The organism is Pantoea deleyi (assembly GCF_022647325.1).
In the GTDB taxonomy this organism is placed as follows: domain Bacteria; phylum Pseudomonadota; class Gammaproteobacteria; order Enterobacterales; family Enterobacteriaceae; genus Pantoea; species Pantoea deleyi.
The window spans coordinates 2,214,444-2,228,255 of record NZ_CP071405.1 but is presented as its reverse complement, the minus strand read 5'-3'; the positions used below and the strand labels follow the sequence as shown (position 1 = coordinate 2,228,255).

Sequence of the window (13,812 nt, the reverse complement as noted above, 5' to 3'; positions counted from 1 at the left end):
AGCGATGGCGTAAACGGAAATCGGGCAGGCCAGCAGAGCGGATGTTCGTTGCACCCTGCTGATAGAGAGGCGTGCAGCCGCGCGTAAAGGGGGGCTGGCCGCTGCCCCGATAGCCGGGAAGTATACGTGCGTGCTGAGGGTAACACAGCCTTCTTTACGGAATCCTGACGGTCACAGTGCCACGAATTGTTCTTCATAAACTTGATATATCAGCATTTCTGTTCCAGGCTTGATTCCACATGGACAATCAATGAGGAACAACAAGATGAATAAAGTGATGGGATGTATCGCTGCGGCGCTGACACTGGCTGCACTGTCTGGTTGTACGACTTACGATCGTGCGGAAAGCTACGTGACTAAGCCAGTGGTAAAGGATGTTAAAAAGGGCATGACCCGCGATCAGGTTCGTCAGATCGCCGGTGCGCCATCGACTGAAATCACCATGGTTCACGCGCGTGGCACCTGCCAGACCTACGTTCTGGGCCAGCGCGACGGTAAAGCACAGACTTACTTCGTAAGCTACAACGATACCGGCCGTGTGATGAACTACGGTTTCCAGAGCTGTGCGGAGTATGACACTGACCCGCAGGCTCAGCAGTAAGCCTTCCCCTGAATAGCAAACGGCCCGTCATCATGACGGGCCGTTTTTCGTTGGGGCCGCGTTACAATCCTGCCGGGCGCGGCACCTCGACATAGTCACCATCGATCTGCCGCTGATAATAGTGACCTGCCTGCACATAAAAGCGTTTGCCATTAAAATCGAGCACCCGCATCTCATTGCTGACCCGCGACGCCTCCGGTGGCTCGACCACCACATATTCGTCGCCGTGACGCTGATAATAGCTGCCGTTCAGCAGGTAGTAGGTCAGCCCGCCAATCAGCACTGCCGTAGCAGCGTCGGGTAAGAAGTGCACCGGCCCGCCCCAGTGGGGTCCGGGGCCGCCCCAGTGCGGGCCGGGTCCGCCATGTCGTCCCCAGTCGCCCGGCGGGCCCCAGTCACCGGGGTGAGCCAGCGCCAGCGCAGGCGTAAGCAGCGTCAGCGTCAGAAGCGAGGCGATAATTTTTTTCATCGGGCATTCTCCTCATAAGACTGGAGGCAGAATTCGCCTTTTCACGGGCAAAGACAAGCACTAAAGCGGCAAATTTTCGCCTGTTTACCACGCTTAACGCTTTCTTAACGGCGTTGCCATTAACGGGGAAGATTATGGAGAAGAGAGGAGAACCTGGCGCGGCTGCGCCAGGTGTAAAGCCATCAGCGGTGCGCCAGTTCTGCGTTGTCGTCGCTTTCCAGCACACGCCTGTCGGTGAGGCCTAACCAGCGGCTGGTCAGGGAACCGGCGGTCATGGAACCGTTGACGTTCAGCGCCGTCCGGCCCATGTCGATCAGCGGCTCGATGGAGATCAGCAATGCCACCAGCGTCACCGGCAGTCCCATCGCAGGCAGCACAATCAGGGCCGCAAAGGTGGCGCCGCCGCCGACGCCGGCTACGCCCGCCGAGCTCAGCGTGACCATGCCGACCAGCGTGGCGATCCAGAGCGGGTCAAACGGGTTGATGCCGACCGTCGGCGCGACCATCACTGCCAGCATGGTCGGATAGAGACCGGCACAGCCGTTCTGACCGATAGTGGCACCAAAGGAGGCGGAGAAGCTGGCAATCGATTCAGGCACGCCAAGACGACGGGTCTGGGTTTCAACACTCAGCGGAATACTGGCGGCGCTGGAGCGGCTGGTAAAGGCGAAGGTGATCACCGGCCACACTTTACGGAAGAAGCGCAGCGGGTTGATACCGTTGATCGACAGCAGCAGCGCATGGACACCAAACATGATGGCCAGGCCGAGGTAAGAGGCGACCACAAAGCTGCCCAGCTTGATGATGTCCTGCAGGTTAGACCCGGCGACCACTTTGGTCATCAGCGCCAGCACACCGTAAGGGGTCAGCTTCATCACTAAACGCACCAGCTTCATGACCCATGACTGCAGGGTATCGATAGCCACCAGCACACGCTGACCTTTAGCTTCATCATCTTTCAGCAACTGCAGGGCAGCCACACCCAGGAAGGCAGCAAAAATCACCACGCTGATAATCGAGGTCGGATTCGCGCCGGTCAGATCCGCAAACGGATTTTTCGGGATAAAGGAGAGCACCAGCTGCGGCACCGTCAGATCGGCGACCTTGCCTGCGTAGTTACTCTGAATCGCACTGAGACGCGCCGTTTCCTGTGCGCCCTGAACCAGACCTTCCGCACTCAGCCCGAACAGGCCGGTGACAAAAACGCCCACCAGCGCCGAAATGGCGGTGGTAAACAGCAGAACGCCAATCGTCAGTACGCTGATTTTCCCCAGCGACGAGGCGTTATGCAGACGCGCGACCGCACTGAGAATAGAGACGAACACCAGCGGCATCACGACCATCTGCAGCAGCTGAACATAGCCATTGCCGACGATGTTGAACCAGCTGATTGACGCTTTGACCACTGCGCTGTTTTCGCCGTAGATCAGCTGTAACACCAGGCCGAACAGCACGCCGATCACCAGACCGGTCAGTACCTTTTTCGACAGGCTCCAGTTCTGACGGCTGAAGCGGGAGAGCAATACCAGCAGCACCACAAAGGCCACGATATTAAGCGTAAGAGGAAGGTCCATACTGAAACTCCAGAGTAATGCGGCCTTCCGGGTCGGGAAGGCCGCATAATGTTAATCACGAATTAAGACAGTATGAATGGTAACAGCAGGCGCAGAGGGGGCCTTATATCCAAATGGCATGGTTTATAACTGAATAGCGTTTTACGCTGCTTTATTGCGCACGATGCGTGGAAATTAACCGACCAACACCGTTCTGCAGCGTATCAAACAGCTGAGTCGGCCAGCCGTTTGCACCAAAAGATGGCATCCCCACCGGAAACCAGAGCGCATAGCCCACCAGTCCCAGACACAGCGCCCGCTCCAGCTGATTCCCTTTCTGACTGCGCAGAATCGGCAGGCGGAAGCGCCAGCGGCAGGGCCACAGCAGCGGCACCCCGGCGGGCGTCAGCATGTCGGCCACGATATGGCTGAGATAACCCAGCGTCAGCCCCTGCAGCACGTCGGGCGGTATCGGCGACGACTGGGGCAGGTTTATCTGAAAAAGCCACAATCCGGCAGCCACCGCCAGCAGGCTGTGGGTAAAGCCCCGGTGTCCGAACGCCCGCGCAATCGGATGTGAGAGCCAGCGCAGCCGCTGTCCCAGCAGAGATTTAGGGTGGTCGATGTCAGGCAGCAGGCAGGTCAGCAGCGCCGAGGGAACAAGATGCCACCAGTCGGCCTGCGCCAGCACGGGTGTCAGCTCAGCACGCTTTGCGAAAATAGCGCTGGCAATGGCAAAAATGATGTGGCCTTCGCCCGTCATGAGAGAACCTGGATACAAAGAAAACTGTCGATGCATCCAGTATAGGGATTTATCCAGTAAATGAGAACATGTGACGCTGTAACGAAGCATGAATTTTTTTAACATCGCGGACAGCCGTGAAACCGTGTCCGCGCAAAAGATTAACGCGCCAGCCAGCCGCCATCGACCGCCAGTGTGTAGCCATTGACGTAATCCGACGCGGAGGAGGCCAGAAACACCACCGGGCCCATCATGTCTTCGGGCGCGCCCCAGCGGCCCGCCGGAATCCGCCCCAGAATCTCTTCACTGCGTGCCGCGTCGTTACGCAACTGTTCAGTGTTATCGGTCGCCATGTAACCTGGTGCGATGGCGTTCACATTGATGCCATGCTTCGCCCACTCGTTCGCCATCAGGCGGGTCAGCCCCATCACCGCGCTTTTCGAGGCGGTATAGGAGGGCACGCGGATGCCGCCCTGAAACGACAGCATTGAGGCAATGTTGATAATCTTGCCGCCGCCACCCTGTGCGATAAAGCGGCGTGCTGCCTGCTGCGCCAGGAAAAACACGGACTTGCTGTTGATGTTCATCACATCATCCCAGTCCTTCACGCTGAAATTAAGCGCATCTTCGCGGCGGATGATCCCGGCATTGTTAACCAGAATATCGATCCTGCCCGCTGCGGCGACAGCCTGTTCCACAACCTGCGTGGCCACCTCGCTGCGCACCAGGTCGGCCGTCACCGGCCAGAACCGGCGGCCCAGCGCTTCAACCTGCCGCTGCGTTTCATCCGCCGCAGAGCGGTTGACGCCCACGATGTCGCAGCCAGCCTGCGCCAGTCCACGCGCCATCCCCTGGCCCAGACCGGTGTTACAGCCAGTCACGATGGCCACTTTGCCGGCTAAATTAAAGCTGTTCACTACCATAGGTCATTCTCCTCTGCTCAGCGCAGTGCGCTGATGTTGACGGGGTCCATGTCATCAAAGATCTGATTCTCGCCCACCATGCCCCAGATAAAGGCGTAACACTGCGTGCCGACTCCGGCATGGATAGACCAGCTGGGTGAGATCACCGCCTGCTCGTTATGCACCAGCAGATGACGGGTCTGCTGCGGCTCTCCCATCATGTGGAAGACCGCGCTCTCATCCGGCAGGTCGAAGTAGAAATAGACTTCCATGCGGCGGTCATGGGTGTGACAGGGCATGGTGTTCCACAGACTGCCGCTCTCCAGTCTGGTCAGGCCCATGGTGAGCTGGCAGGTGGGCAGAACGTCCGGCACGATAAACCTGTGGATGGTGCGGCGATTGGCGGTAGCGGCAGCGCCCAGCGTGGTACTGGCCGCTTCGGCAAGGGTGATCTTTCTGTCCGGGAAGGTGCAGTGCGCGGGCGCGCTGTTGAAATAGAAGCGGGCGGGGCATGCCGGATCCAGGCTGCGGAACTGCAGCGTGCGCGCGCCTTTGCCGACATAGAGCGCCTCTTCCTGGCCCATCTCCCAGGTTTTACCGTCAATGACTGCCTGACCCGGCCCGCCGATGTTGATTACGCCCAGCTCACGGCGTTCGAGAAAATAGCTGACGCCCAGGGCCTTTCCCATCTCATCCCCCAGGGTAACCGGCCGGTTCACCGGCATCACGCCGCCAATGATAATGCGGTCGATATGGCTATAGGTCAGGGTGTAATCATCGGCAGTGAAGATGTTCTCAATCAGGAACGCGCGCCGCAGCGCTTCGGTGTCGAGCTGTTTTGCGTGATCGCTGTGAATGCTTTGACGAATTTCCATCTCAGGCCTCTCTGCCAGTCAGGATGTGCACGCCCCGGACGGGGAATGAATGCATCTTAGGAAGAGTGAATCGGGAATTCAATAAAAATGAAACGATGTTTTATTTATTTGCGGCGTGGATCATGAAGAGGCGAAAACAGGCAAAAAAAAGCCCGCACAGGCGGGCTGATGATTATCCCTGCAGATGGTGCAGGCTCAGTTCGCTGAGACTCGTCAGCCGCACATCGGCCAGCGCCCAGCGGGGATCGTCACGGTGTTCAGCGGCGGGTACCACGATCGACCGCATACGCGCGGCTTTGGTGGCGATCATGCCGTTAAACGAATCTTCCAGCGTCACGCAGTTAAGCGGATCGATCGCCAGGCTATCGGCGGCGTTGAGATAGACCTGCGGATGCGGCTTGCTGTAAGGCAGGGCTTCGGCTGAAGAGAGCACATCGAAATAGTGGCGCAGGTTAAACATCTCCAGCACCTGCTCCAGCATCCTGAGGGGTGAGGCGGAGGCCAGGCCGATCTTCAGCCCCTGATCGCGACAGAGCTGCAGGGCCGTTTCCACGCCCGGCAGCAGCGGCCGGGTCTGCTCCACCAGCGTCATGGCGCGCGCAATAATGCGTTCCGTCACCTCCTGCTGCGAGGGACCCTGCCACGGCAGCGTTTCGTACCACATCCGCACCGTCTGATCGATGCGCAGACCCAGCGTATCGGGCAGTTCGCTGCGACGTGTCAGGTCGATATCCAGCGTTGAAAAGATATCCAGCTCGGCCTGATCCCACAGCGGTTCAGAGTCGATCAGTAAGCCATCCATATCAAACAGGGCGGCGCAGACAGGGCGGTGATAGGGCATTGGCATCTCCTTATAAAGTCGGCGTTACCTTACCATTTTTCCTCTGCGGCGCACGCGCTACCCGGTCGGCCACGCTTTTTTTGGGAAATTTCGCCATTGGCAGGTAGACTTACGGCAAACCGGAATCCGGGTAAAGGAGAGAATATGACCTATCAACAGGCTGGCCGCATCGCCATCCTCAAGCGTGTGGCGGGCTGGGTGCTGTTTTTAGTGGCGCTGCTGTCGACCATTATTTCTGTTTTGAGCTTTATGTTTAAGCACAGTGAGAAGCAACCGGGCATCGATGCGGTGATGCTCGATTTTGTGCATGTCATCGTCGATATGCTTCGTTTCAATACGCCGTTCCTCAACGTCTTCTGGCATAACTCGCCGGTGCCGGAATTTAACGGCCAGATGAACCTGGGCTTCTGGCTGATCTACATCCTGATTTTCGTCGGGCTGGCGCTGGAGTCCTCCGGGGCGCGGATGGGACGTCAGGCGCGGCATGTAAAAGAGGGCATTGAAGACCAGATGATTCTGGAGCAGGCCAAAGGCAGCGAAGGACGCAGCCGTCAGCAACTGGAAGAGAAGGTGCGCGTTCCCCGCCACACCATCTTCCTGCAGATTTTCCCGCTTTACGTCCTGCCTGTGGTGATTGCGATTGCCGGATATTTTGTGCTGTCGCTGCTGGGCTTTATCTGATCGTGTTTGCCGTCAGGCCGGCCTGGCCTGACGGAGACTGTACGCCTCTTCTTCCAGCAACTGATCAATGGCGAACTGCGCGTCTTCAGGCCAGTGCCCGCCAAACACGTTAGCCCGGTTCAGCAGGTAATAGAGCTGGTAGACCGGCAGACGCTGTGAAAAACCGTCCGGCAGCGGCCACACCGCCTGATAGCCCTCGTAGATCTGACGGGGGAGGTCGGGAAACCAGCTCAGCATCGCCAGATCGCACTCACGGTCGCCCCAGTAGCAGGCGGGATCAAACAGCCAGGGCCCGCTGGCGCTGTCAGCGCAGTTGGCCGGCCAGAGATCGCCATGCAGCAGCGACGGCTGCGGATGATGGGACGCCAGCACCCGCTGGACCGCGGCGACGATCCGTTCCGTGTCACCGTAGTGAAGCCCTTTTTCCGCCGCCAGCTGCAGCTGCCAGCCGATACGCTGCTCGGCAAAGAACACTGACCAGCGCCGCAGCCAGCTGTTGGGCTGCGGCGTCGTGGTAATGTTGTTGTCGAAATCGAGGCCAAACTGGGTCTGCTCGCTCCACTGATGCAGGTGCGCCAGCTGCTGACCCAGCTGCCAGGCACTCTGCTCATTCAGCGGCTGCGGCCGGATATACTCCATCAGCAGAAAGCTCTCTTCGCGGTGATGTCCCACGCCATAGACCTGCGGCACCCGGACCGTGCCGGTGCGCGCCAGCAGCGCGAGCTGATCGGCTTCCCACATAAAGAGTGAGAGCATCTCGCGGCTGTTACTTTTGACAAAGACATCGTGCTCACCGTAGCGGATATGCCAGGTGGGATGGATATCACCGCCCGCCAGGGCGTGACGTTGCGTGATTTCGGCGTTGCCTAACTGCTCGCTTAACAGACGACTAATGGCTGACCACATAGGGTTGTCCTCTTTATTCGCTGCGTAAGTCCGATGGGTTGCTTAAATATTCACCAAAACCGGCACGATTGCACCCCTTAATTCTGCGTCTGGTCGCAAAACACTACTGCGGGGTGTCGTGCAGATAGGCCTCAAGGGTCATCAGGGTCACCTCCGGTTTCTGACCCAGCACGCTTTCACCGGCCGCCGTCACCTGCTGGCGCAGATCCGCCTCCGCCAGCGTCGTGACAATGCCATAACTGTTGGTGCCCAGTTCATGGGGATGACCGTCGTCATCCATCAGCGTGGTGCTGAAGCCTGCGGCGGTCATTGCGCTGGTCAGCTCCAGGATGTCACTTAATCCCGACTCCTGATAATGAAAGGTCACGATATAGCGGGTCAGGTCACTGTTGCTCATAAAGCACCTCCGGGGAAGGGAAACTGAACTGAGCGTAGACCATGGTGAAAAAACAGGCGAACAACAGAGAAGCGGGACGCGCTTATGAGCGCGCGCTCAGCGTAAAGGTCTGTCAGTAGCCCGCAGCGCAGGCTGAAAAATCTTCTGCCGCAACGGCTATCTTTTCGGTCAGACGACACTATAATGCGCGACGTTAATCAGATGAGTCCCAATTAACACGGGTTGCCAGGGCGATTATCTACGTTTTTTGTAAGTTAATAATTTTTTACAAAACTTACCGTAAATTGCATTGAATGGCTGGCAAAACGCTTCAGACTCTCCGTTTTTTAAACCGTCGCTCGGATCATATTTAATGAAAGCCTATAACAAGCTGTCTGCTGTTCTTTTGCTCTCCGCTGGAGCTTTTTGTCACCAGGCACTGGCCGATAACGCCGTCTTCACCGCCATGGATGACCCTTCCACGGCGAAAAAGCCTTTTGAAGGTTCTGCTTCGGCGGGCTATCTGGCGCAAACCGGTAACACAACCAGTTCGTCCCTGACTGCCCAGACCAACATGACCTGGTATCAGTCATCGATGGCGTACAGCTTGTGGGGTAACGCAGCCAACACCTCGTCCAACGATGAGCGCTCTTCTGAGACGTACAACATCGGTGGTCGTTCACGTTATAACGTCAGCGCTTATGACTACCTGTTTGGCCAGGCGAGCTGGCTGAGCGACCGTTTCAACGGTTATGATTCACGCGACGTCCTGACCGCCGGTTACGGTCGTCAGATCCTGAACGGCCCGGTGCACTCGCTGCGTGCGGAATTCGGTCCGGGTGTGCGTTATGACGATTACCATGCGGGTGGCCATCAGACGAAAGCGCTGGGCTACGGCGCAGTCAGCTACCAGTGGCAGCTGACCGACACCACCAAATTTATTCAGGGTGTCTCCGTACTGAGCAGCTTCGGCGAAGATACGACGGTTAACTCCGAAACCGGTCTGCAGGTTGCCATCAACAGCCACTTCGCGCTGAAGCTGGCCTACAACGTCACCTGGAACAACAATCCGGCGGAATCTGCGCCAGATCGTACCGACACCAAAACCTCAATCATGCTCTCTTACGCGATGTAAGCGCATTTTTGCGGCACTATTCCCGGCGGTCTGACAGTGCGTCAGGCCGCTTTTTTTTGTTTACTCCACGGCTTAGCAATCAAGGGGATGGTTTTTCTCGCCGGGGAAAACTGCTATCATCTGCCTGCACTGTGAGCCTGGCGACATTCCGACAATGTGGGTCTGATATTACGCCAGGTCAATACTCTCATAACATTGCATGTAGGCTTTCGTGTGGCTTACCACTGCAAATAAGGATATGAAATGCCTGTAATTACGCTTCCTGATGGCAGCCAGCGCGTGTTTGACCGCCCTGTCAGTGTGATGGACATTGCACTGGATATCGGACCGGGTCTGGCAAAGGCCTGTATCGCGGGTCGGGTCAACGGCGAACTGGTTGATGCTGTCGATCCCATCACCGAAGACGCCGCCGTCGCGATCATTACCGCTAAAGATGAAGCGGGTCTGGAAATCATCCGTCACTCCTGTGCGCACCTGTTAGGGCATGCGATCAAACAGCTGTGGCCCGATACCAAAATGGCGATTGGCCCGGTCATTGATAACGGCTTCTATTATGACGTCGACATCGATCGTACGCTGACTCAGGAAGATATCGACCTGCTGGAAAAACGCATGCATCAGTTGGCTGAGACCAACTACGATGTGGTGAAGAAAAAAGTCAGCTGGCAGGAAGCGCGTGACGTCTTTGCGGCGCGCGGCGAAATCTATAAAACCACCATTCTTGATGAAAACATCAGCCACGACGATCGGCCTGGCCTCTATCATCACGAAGAATATATCGACATGTGCCGCGGTCCGCACGTGCCGAACATGCGGTTCTGTCACCATTTCAAACTGCAGAAAATCTCCGGTGCCTACTGGCGTGGCGACAGCAGCAATAAAATGCTGCAGCGTATTTACGGCACCGCATGGGCAGATAAAAAGCAGCTGGCGGCCTATCTGCAGCGTCTGGAAGAGGCGGCGAAGCGTGACCATCGCAAGATTGGTAAGCAGCTCGACCTCTACCACATGCAGGAAGAAGCGCCGGGCATGGTCTTCTGGCATAACGACGGCTGGACCATCTTCCGCGAACTGGAAGTGTTTGTCCGCAGTAAGCTGAAAGAGTACCAGTATCAGGAAGTGAAAGGTCCGTTCATGATGGACCGCGTCCTGTGGGAAAAAACCGGCCACTGGGAAAACTACAAAGAGGCGATGTTCACCACCTCTTCAGAGAACCGTGAATATTGCATCAAACCGATGAACTGTCCGGGTCACGTTCAGATCTTTAATCAGGGTCTGAAATCGTACCGCGACCTGCCGCTGCGTATGGCGGAGTTCGGTAGCTGTCACCGTAACGAGCCATCGGGTGCGCTGCACGGTCTGATGCGCGTTCGTGGCTTCACGCAGGATGATGCGCACGTCTTCTGTACAGAAGAGCAGGTACGTGACGAAGTAAACAGCTGTATCCGCATGGTCTATGACATGTACAGCACCTTCGGCTTCGAAAAGATCGTGGTGAAACTTTCTACCCGTCCTGAGAAGCGTATCGGCACTGACGAGATGTGGGATCGTGCCGAGGAAGACCTGGCGGCGGCCCTGAACGAAAACAACATTGAGTTTGAGTATCAGCCGGGTGAGGGCGCGTTCTACGGCCCTAAAATTGAGTTCACTTTGTACGATTGTCTCGATCGCGCCTGGCAGTGCGGCACAGTTCAGCTAGACTTCTCCCTGCCAAAACGCCTTGAAGCAACCTATGTGGGTGAAAACAACGATCGTCAGACGCCAGTGATGATTCACCGTGCGATTCTGGGGTCGATGGAGCGCTTCATCGGGATTCTGACCGAAGAGTTCGCCGGTTTCTTCCCAACCTGGCTGGCACCGCTGCAGGTCGTGGTAATGAATATTACCGACGGACAGGCAGAATATGTTGAGTCTTTGACACGTAAGTTGCAGAATGCTGGCATTCGTGTGAAGGCAGACTTGAGAAATGAGAAGATAGGCTTTAAAATCCGCGAGCACACATTACGTCGCGTCCCTTATATGCTGGTCTGCGGTGATAAAGAGGTGGAAGCTGGCAAAGTTGCCGTTCGCACCCGCCGTGGTAAAGACCTGGGGTCGCTGGATGTCGATCTATTTGTTGAGAAGCTGCAACAAGAGATTCGCAGCCGCAATCTTCACCAATTGGAGGAATAAAGTATTAAAGGCGGAAAACGAGTACTACCGACGCGTCCGAACAAAATTAACAGTGAAATCCGCGCAACAGAAGTGCGCTTAACGGGCATGGATGGCGAGCCGATTGGCATTGTCACATTACGCGAAGCATTGGAAAAAGCCGAGGAATCGGGTGCCGATCTCGTAGAGATCAGTCCGAATGCCGAACCGCCGGTTTGCCGCATCATGGATTACGGCAAGTTCCTCTATGAAAAAAGCAAATCTTCTAAGGAACAGAAGAAGAAGCAAAAAGTTATTCAGGTTAAGGAAATTAAATTCCGTCCTGGAACCGATGATGGCGACTATCAGGTCAAACTACGCAACCTGATTCGCTTTCTGGAAGATGGCGATAAAGCCAAAATCACGCTCCGCTTCCGCGGTCGTGAGATGGCGCACCAGCAGATCGGTATGGAAGTGCTTAACCGCGTCCGTAAAGACCTGTGTGAAGATCTGGATTTGGCCATTGTCGAATCCTTCCCTTCGAAGATCGAAGGCCGCCAGATGATCATGGTGCTCGCTCCTAAGAAGAAACAGTAGGCTTTCAAGTAGCCATTGCCGTGCAGCGTCCGCGCTGTGCGGTGATGCGTTCGCCTGTCTGGGTCATGTTATCAACAATGCGAAGTGGATATTTTTAAAATGCCAAAGATTAAAACTGTACGTGGCGCGGCTAAGCGCTTCAAGAAGACCGCTTCTGGCGGCTTCAAGCGTAAACACGCAAACCTGCGTCATATTCTGACGAAGAAATCTACTAAGCGTAAACGTCACCTGCGTCCGAAAGGCATGGTGTCTAAAGGCGATCTGGGTCTGGTTATTGCCTGCCTGCCGTACGCATAAGTAAATTTTTTTCATTAATTCAGAATATTAAACAGGAGAGCTAAATGGCTCGTGTAAAACGTGGTGTAGTTGCTCGCGCACGTCACAAAAAAATCTTAAAACAAGCTAAAGGCTATTACGGTGCACGTTCACGTGTTTACCGTGTTGCTTTCCAGGCTGTTATCAAAGCTGGTCAGTATGCTTACCGTGACCGTCGTCAGCGTAAGCGTCAGTTCCGTCAGCTGTGGATCGCGCGTATCAACGCAGCGGCACGTCAGAACGGCATGTCTTACAGCCGTTTCATCAATGGTCTGAAAAAAGCAGCCATTGAGATCGACCGTAAGATCCTGGCCGACATCGCTGTATTCGACAAAGTGGCATTCACTGCACTGGTCGAAAAAGCGAAATCAGCTCTGGCGTAAGTCAGGTAGAAAAGGGAGCTTGCTCCCTTTTTTATTGCCTGTAACCTACGCAAAAGATTGACATTTTCGCCGCTGCGCATTTCAATAGTGTCCCGGTACAAGCATGACAAGGTAACTGCAAGCATGAATGCTGCTATTTTCCGTTTCTTTTTTTACTTTAGCGCCTGACATCCGGGGGCTTTTGCGCATAAGAGAAGAAACGAAAAATCGCGCTGAAAGCCTCCCTCGTGGAGGCTTTTTTGTTTCTGGCGCTAGCATATCGGACCGGCAGGTCCCAACGAGAACTGACCAGCCTGACTGGAAAAAGAGGAAATTATGTCTCAACTCGCAGAACTGGTGGCCAGCGCCACGGCGGCCATCGACGGGGCGACAGATATCGCCGCCCTTGACGCGGTGCGCGTCGAATATCTGGGTAAGAAAGGACATCTGACACTGCAGATGACCACATTACGCGAGCTGCCAGCAGAAGAGCGCCCTGCAGCGGGTGCGGTCATCAACGAAGCCAAACAGCAGGTGACCGATCGCCTGAATGCACGCAAAGATGCGCTCGAAGCCGCCGTGCTGAATGCCCGTCTGGCGCAGGAGACCATCGATGTCTCCCTGCCAGGGCGCCGCATTGAGAACGGTGGCCTGCATCCGGTGACCCGCACCATGGACCGCATTGAGACTTTCTTTGGCGAGTTAGGCTTTGCCGTGGTGACCGGCCCCGAAATCGAAGATGACTACCATAACTTTGATGCGCTGAATATTCCTGCTCACCATCCGGCGCGTGCCGATCATGACACCTTCTGGTTCGATGCCACCCGTCTGCTGCGTACGCAGACCTCTGGCGTGCAGATCCGTACCATGCAGGCTCAGCAGCCACCGATCCGCATTATTGCGCCGGGCCGCGTCTACCGTAACGATTACGATCAGACCCATACGCCGATGTTCCACCAGATGGAAGGGCTGATTGTGGATAAAAATATCAGCTTCACCAACCTCAAAGGCACGCTGCACGACTTCCTGAATAACTTCTTTGAAGAAGATTTGCAGATTCGTTTCCGTCCGTCCTACTTCCCGTTTACCGAACCCTCTGCTGAGGTGGACGTAATGGGTAAAAACGGCAAGTGGCTGGAAGTGCTGGGTTGCGGCATGGTCCACCCTAACGTACTGCGCAATGTCGGTATCGATCCGGAAGTTTACTCCGGCTTCGCCTTCGGGATGGGCATGGAGCGTCTGACCATGCTGCGCTATGGCGTGACGGATCTGCGCGCCTTCTTCGAAAATGATTTACGTTTCCTCAAACAATTTAAGTAAGGGCAGG

17 protein-coding genes and 1 other annotated feature are annotated in these 13,812 nt (G+C 55.9%); of the genes, 9 read left to right on the top strand and 8 right to left on the bottom strand.

The annotated features are described in order from the left end of the window. Positions 1 to 265: 265 nt before the first annotated feature. On the top strand, positions 266 to 601 hold the full coding sequence (gene osmE / locus J1C59_RS10485; protein WP_111139102.1) for an osmotically-inducible lipoprotein OsmE: 336 nt from the start codon (positions 266 to 268) through the stop codon (positions 599 to 601). 61 nt (positions 602 to 662) lie between these two features. Here the strand turns inward: osmE and J1C59_RS10480 are convergent, their stop codons facing one another. The 6 genes from J1C59_RS10480 to hxpB form a co-directional block, all read right to left on the bottom strand. Next, positions 663 to 1,070: a DUF6515 family protein gene (locus J1C59_RS10480; RefSeq protein ID WP_140917062.1), complete on the bottom strand. Its 408-nt coding sequence runs from the start codon at positions 1,068 to 1,070 to the stop codon at positions 663 to 665. A gap of 182 nt (positions 1,071 to 1,252) precedes the next feature. Continuing rightward, positions 1,253 to 2,644, bottom strand: coding sequence for an L-cystine transporter (locus J1C59_RS10475; RefSeq protein WP_128086141.1), 1,392 nt, complete (start codon positions 2,642 to 2,644; stop codon positions 1,253 to 1,255). A 151-nt stretch (positions 2,645 to 2,795) separates the two neighbouring features. Further along, positions 2,796 to 3,386, bottom strand: coding sequence for a metal-dependent hydrolase (locus J1C59_RS10470; RefSeq protein WP_128086142.1), 591 nt, complete (start codon positions 3,384 to 3,386; stop codon positions 2,796 to 2,798). A gap of 140 nt (positions 3,387 to 3,526) precedes the next feature. Then, positions 3,527 to 4,288, bottom strand: coding sequence for a 2-dehydro-3-deoxy-D-gluconate 5-dehydrogenase KduD (gene kduD / locus J1C59_RS10465; protein ID WP_128086143.1), 762 nt, complete (start codon positions 4,286 to 4,288; stop codon positions 3,527 to 3,529). Between the two features lie 17 nt (positions 4,289 to 4,305). Continuing rightward, the gene (kduI, locus tag J1C59_RS10460; RefSeq protein WP_128086144.1) at positions 4,306 to 5,142 is read right to left on the bottom strand and encodes a 5-dehydro-4-deoxy-D-glucuronate isomerase; all 837 of its coding nucleotides are present in this window, start codon (positions 5,140 to 5,142) and stop codon (positions 4,306 to 4,308) included. Between the two features lie 172 nt (positions 5,143 to 5,314). Beyond that, positions 5,315 to 5,983, bottom strand: a complete 669-nt coding sequence (gene hxpB, locus J1C59_RS10455) for a hexitol phosphatase HxpB (RefSeq protein ID WP_128086145.1) — start codon at positions 5,981 to 5,983, stop codon at positions 5,315 to 5,317. Between the two features lie 144 nt (positions 5,984 to 6,127). Here hxpB and J1C59_RS10450 point away from each other — a divergent pair, with 144 nt between their 5' ends. Further along, positions 6,128 to 6,664, top strand: coding sequence for a YniB family protein (locus tag J1C59_RS10450; RefSeq protein WP_039391793.1), 537 nt, complete (start codon positions 6,128 to 6,130; stop codon positions 6,662 to 6,664). A 12-nt stretch (positions 6,665 to 6,676) separates the two neighbouring features. Here the strand turns inward: J1C59_RS10450 and J1C59_RS10445 are convergent, their stop codons facing one another. Then, positions 6,677 to 7,570 carry a fructosamine kinase family protein gene (locus tag J1C59_RS10445; RefSeq protein WP_128086146.1) on the bottom strand — a complete coding sequence of 298 codons (894 nt, stop codon included), beginning with the start codon at positions 7,568 to 7,570 and terminating at the stop codon, positions 6,677 to 6,679. 103 nt (positions 7,571 to 7,673) lie between these two features. Beyond that, positions 7,674 to 7,967 (bottom strand): type V toxin-antitoxin system endoribonuclease antitoxin GhoS, encoded by a 294-nt coding sequence (gene ghoS, locus J1C59_RS10440; RefSeq protein WP_128086147.1) that lies wholly within the window; start codon positions 7,965 to 7,967, stop codon positions 7,674 to 7,676. Positions 7,968 to 8,319: 352 nt separating this feature from the next. On the opposite strand from ghoS, the gene J1C59_RS10435 reads away from it, so the two are divergent. The 7 genes from J1C59_RS10435 (at position 8,320) to pheS (ending at position 13,805) form a co-directional block, all read left to right on the top strand. Beyond that, positions 8,320 to 9,081, top strand: coding sequence for a DUF481 domain-containing protein (locus tag J1C59_RS10435; protein ID WP_128086148.1), 762 nt, complete (start codon positions 8,320 to 8,322; stop codon positions 9,079 to 9,081). A 243-nt stretch (positions 9,082 to 9,324) separates the two neighbouring features. After that, entirely contained in the window at positions 9,325 to 11,253 is a 1,929-nt protein-coding gene (thrS, locus tag J1C59_RS10430; RefSeq protein WP_128086149.1) for a threonine--tRNA ligase, read from the top strand. Positions 11,254 to 11,256: 3 nt separating this feature from the next. Continuing rightward, complete coding sequence (infC, locus tag J1C59_RS10425) at positions 11,257 to 11,808, top strand: translation initiation factor IF-3 (protein WP_111139091.1); 552 nt, start codon at positions 11,257 to 11,259, stop codon at positions 11,806 to 11,808. A gap of 99 nt (positions 11,809 to 11,907) precedes the next feature. Next, positions 11,908 to 12,105, top strand: coding sequence for a 50S ribosomal protein L35 (rpmI, locus tag J1C59_RS10420; RefSeq protein ID WP_004157374.1), 198 nt, complete (start codon positions 11,908 to 11,910; stop codon positions 12,103 to 12,105). A gap of 44 nt (positions 12,106 to 12,149) precedes the next feature. After that, a complete protein-coding gene (gene rplT, locus J1C59_RS10415) occupies positions 12,150 to 12,506 on the top strand; it encodes a 50S ribosomal protein L20 (protein WP_006118956.1) in 357 nt (118 codons plus the stop codon). 118 nt (positions 12,507 to 12,624) lie between these two features. Continuing rightward, positions 12,625 to 12,750, top strand: a sequence feature (Phe leader region). Then, positions 12,630 to 12,674: a pheST operon leader peptide PheM gene (gene pheM / locus J1C59_RS10410; protein WP_106120997.1), complete on the top strand. Its 45-nt coding sequence runs from the start codon at positions 12,630 to 12,632 to the stop codon at positions 12,672 to 12,674. It overlaps the preceding feature by 45 nt. A gap of 71 nt (positions 12,751 to 12,821) precedes the next feature. Further along, positions 12,822 to 13,805, top strand: coding sequence for a phenylalanine--tRNA ligase subunit alpha (gene pheS / locus J1C59_RS10405; protein ID WP_128086151.1), 984 nt, complete (start codon positions 12,822 to 12,824; stop codon positions 13,803 to 13,805). Positions 13,806 to 13,812 lie beyond the last annotated feature (7 nt).

What these genes read in the sequence shown, in the direction of transcription:
- osmE (WP_111139102.1), top strand. Translation starts at nt 266, where the DNA reads ATGAATAAAGTGATGGGATGTATCGCTGCGGCGCTGACACTGGCTGCA.
- J1C59_RS10480 (WP_140917062.1), bottom strand. Translation starts at nt 1,070, where the DNA reads ATGAAAAAAATTATCGCCTCGCTTCTGACGCTGACGCTGCTTACGCCT.
- J1C59_RS10475 (WP_128086141.1), bottom strand. Translation starts at nt 2,644, where the DNA reads ATGGACCTTCCTCTTACGCTTAATATCGTGGCCTTTGTGGTGCTGCTG.
- J1C59_RS10470 (WP_128086142.1), bottom strand. Translation starts at nt 3,386, where the DNA reads ATGACGGGCGAAGGCCACATCATTTTTGCCATTGCCAGCGCTATTTTC.
- kduD (WP_128086143.1), bottom strand. Translation starts at nt 4,288, where the DNA reads ATGGTAGTGAACAGCTTTAATTTAGCCGGCAAAGTGGCCATCGTGACT.
- kduI (WP_128086144.1), bottom strand. Translation starts at nt 5,142, where the DNA reads ATGGAAATTCGTCAAAGCATTCACAGCGATCACGCAAAACAGCTCGAC.
- hxpB (WP_128086145.1), bottom strand. Translation starts at nt 5,983, where the DNA reads ATGCCCTATCACCGCCCTGTCTGCGCCGCCCTGTTTGATATGGATGGC.
- J1C59_RS10450 (WP_039391793.1), top strand. Translation starts at nt 6,128, where the DNA reads ATGACCTATCAACAGGCTGGCCGCATCGCCATCCTCAAGCGTGTGGCG.
- J1C59_RS10445 (WP_128086146.1), bottom strand. Translation starts at nt 7,570, where the DNA reads ATGTGGTCAGCCATTAGTCGTCTGTTAAGCGAGCAGTTAGGCAACGCC.
- ghoS (WP_128086147.1), bottom strand. Translation starts at nt 7,967, where the DNA reads ATGAGCAACAGTGACCTGACCCGCTATATCGTGACCTTTCATTATCAG.
- J1C59_RS10435 (WP_128086148.1), top strand. Translation starts at nt 8,320, where the DNA reads ATGAAAGCCTATAACAAGCTGTCTGCTGTTCTTTTGCTCTCCGCTGGA.
- thrS (WP_128086149.1), top strand. Translation starts at nt 9,325, where the DNA reads ATGCCTGTAATTACGCTTCCTGATGGCAGCCAGCGCGTGTTTGACCGC.
- rpmI (WP_004157374.1), top strand. Translation starts at nt 11,908, where the DNA reads ATGCCAAAGATTAAAACTGTACGTGGCGCGGCTAAGCGCTTCAAGAAG.
- rplT (WP_006118956.1), top strand. Translation starts at nt 12,150, where the DNA reads ATGGCTCGTGTAAAACGTGGTGTAGTTGCTCGCGCACGTCACAAAAAA.
- pheS (WP_128086151.1), top strand. Translation starts at nt 12,822, where the DNA reads ATGTCTCAACTCGCAGAACTGGTGGCCAGCGCCACGGCGGCCATCGAC.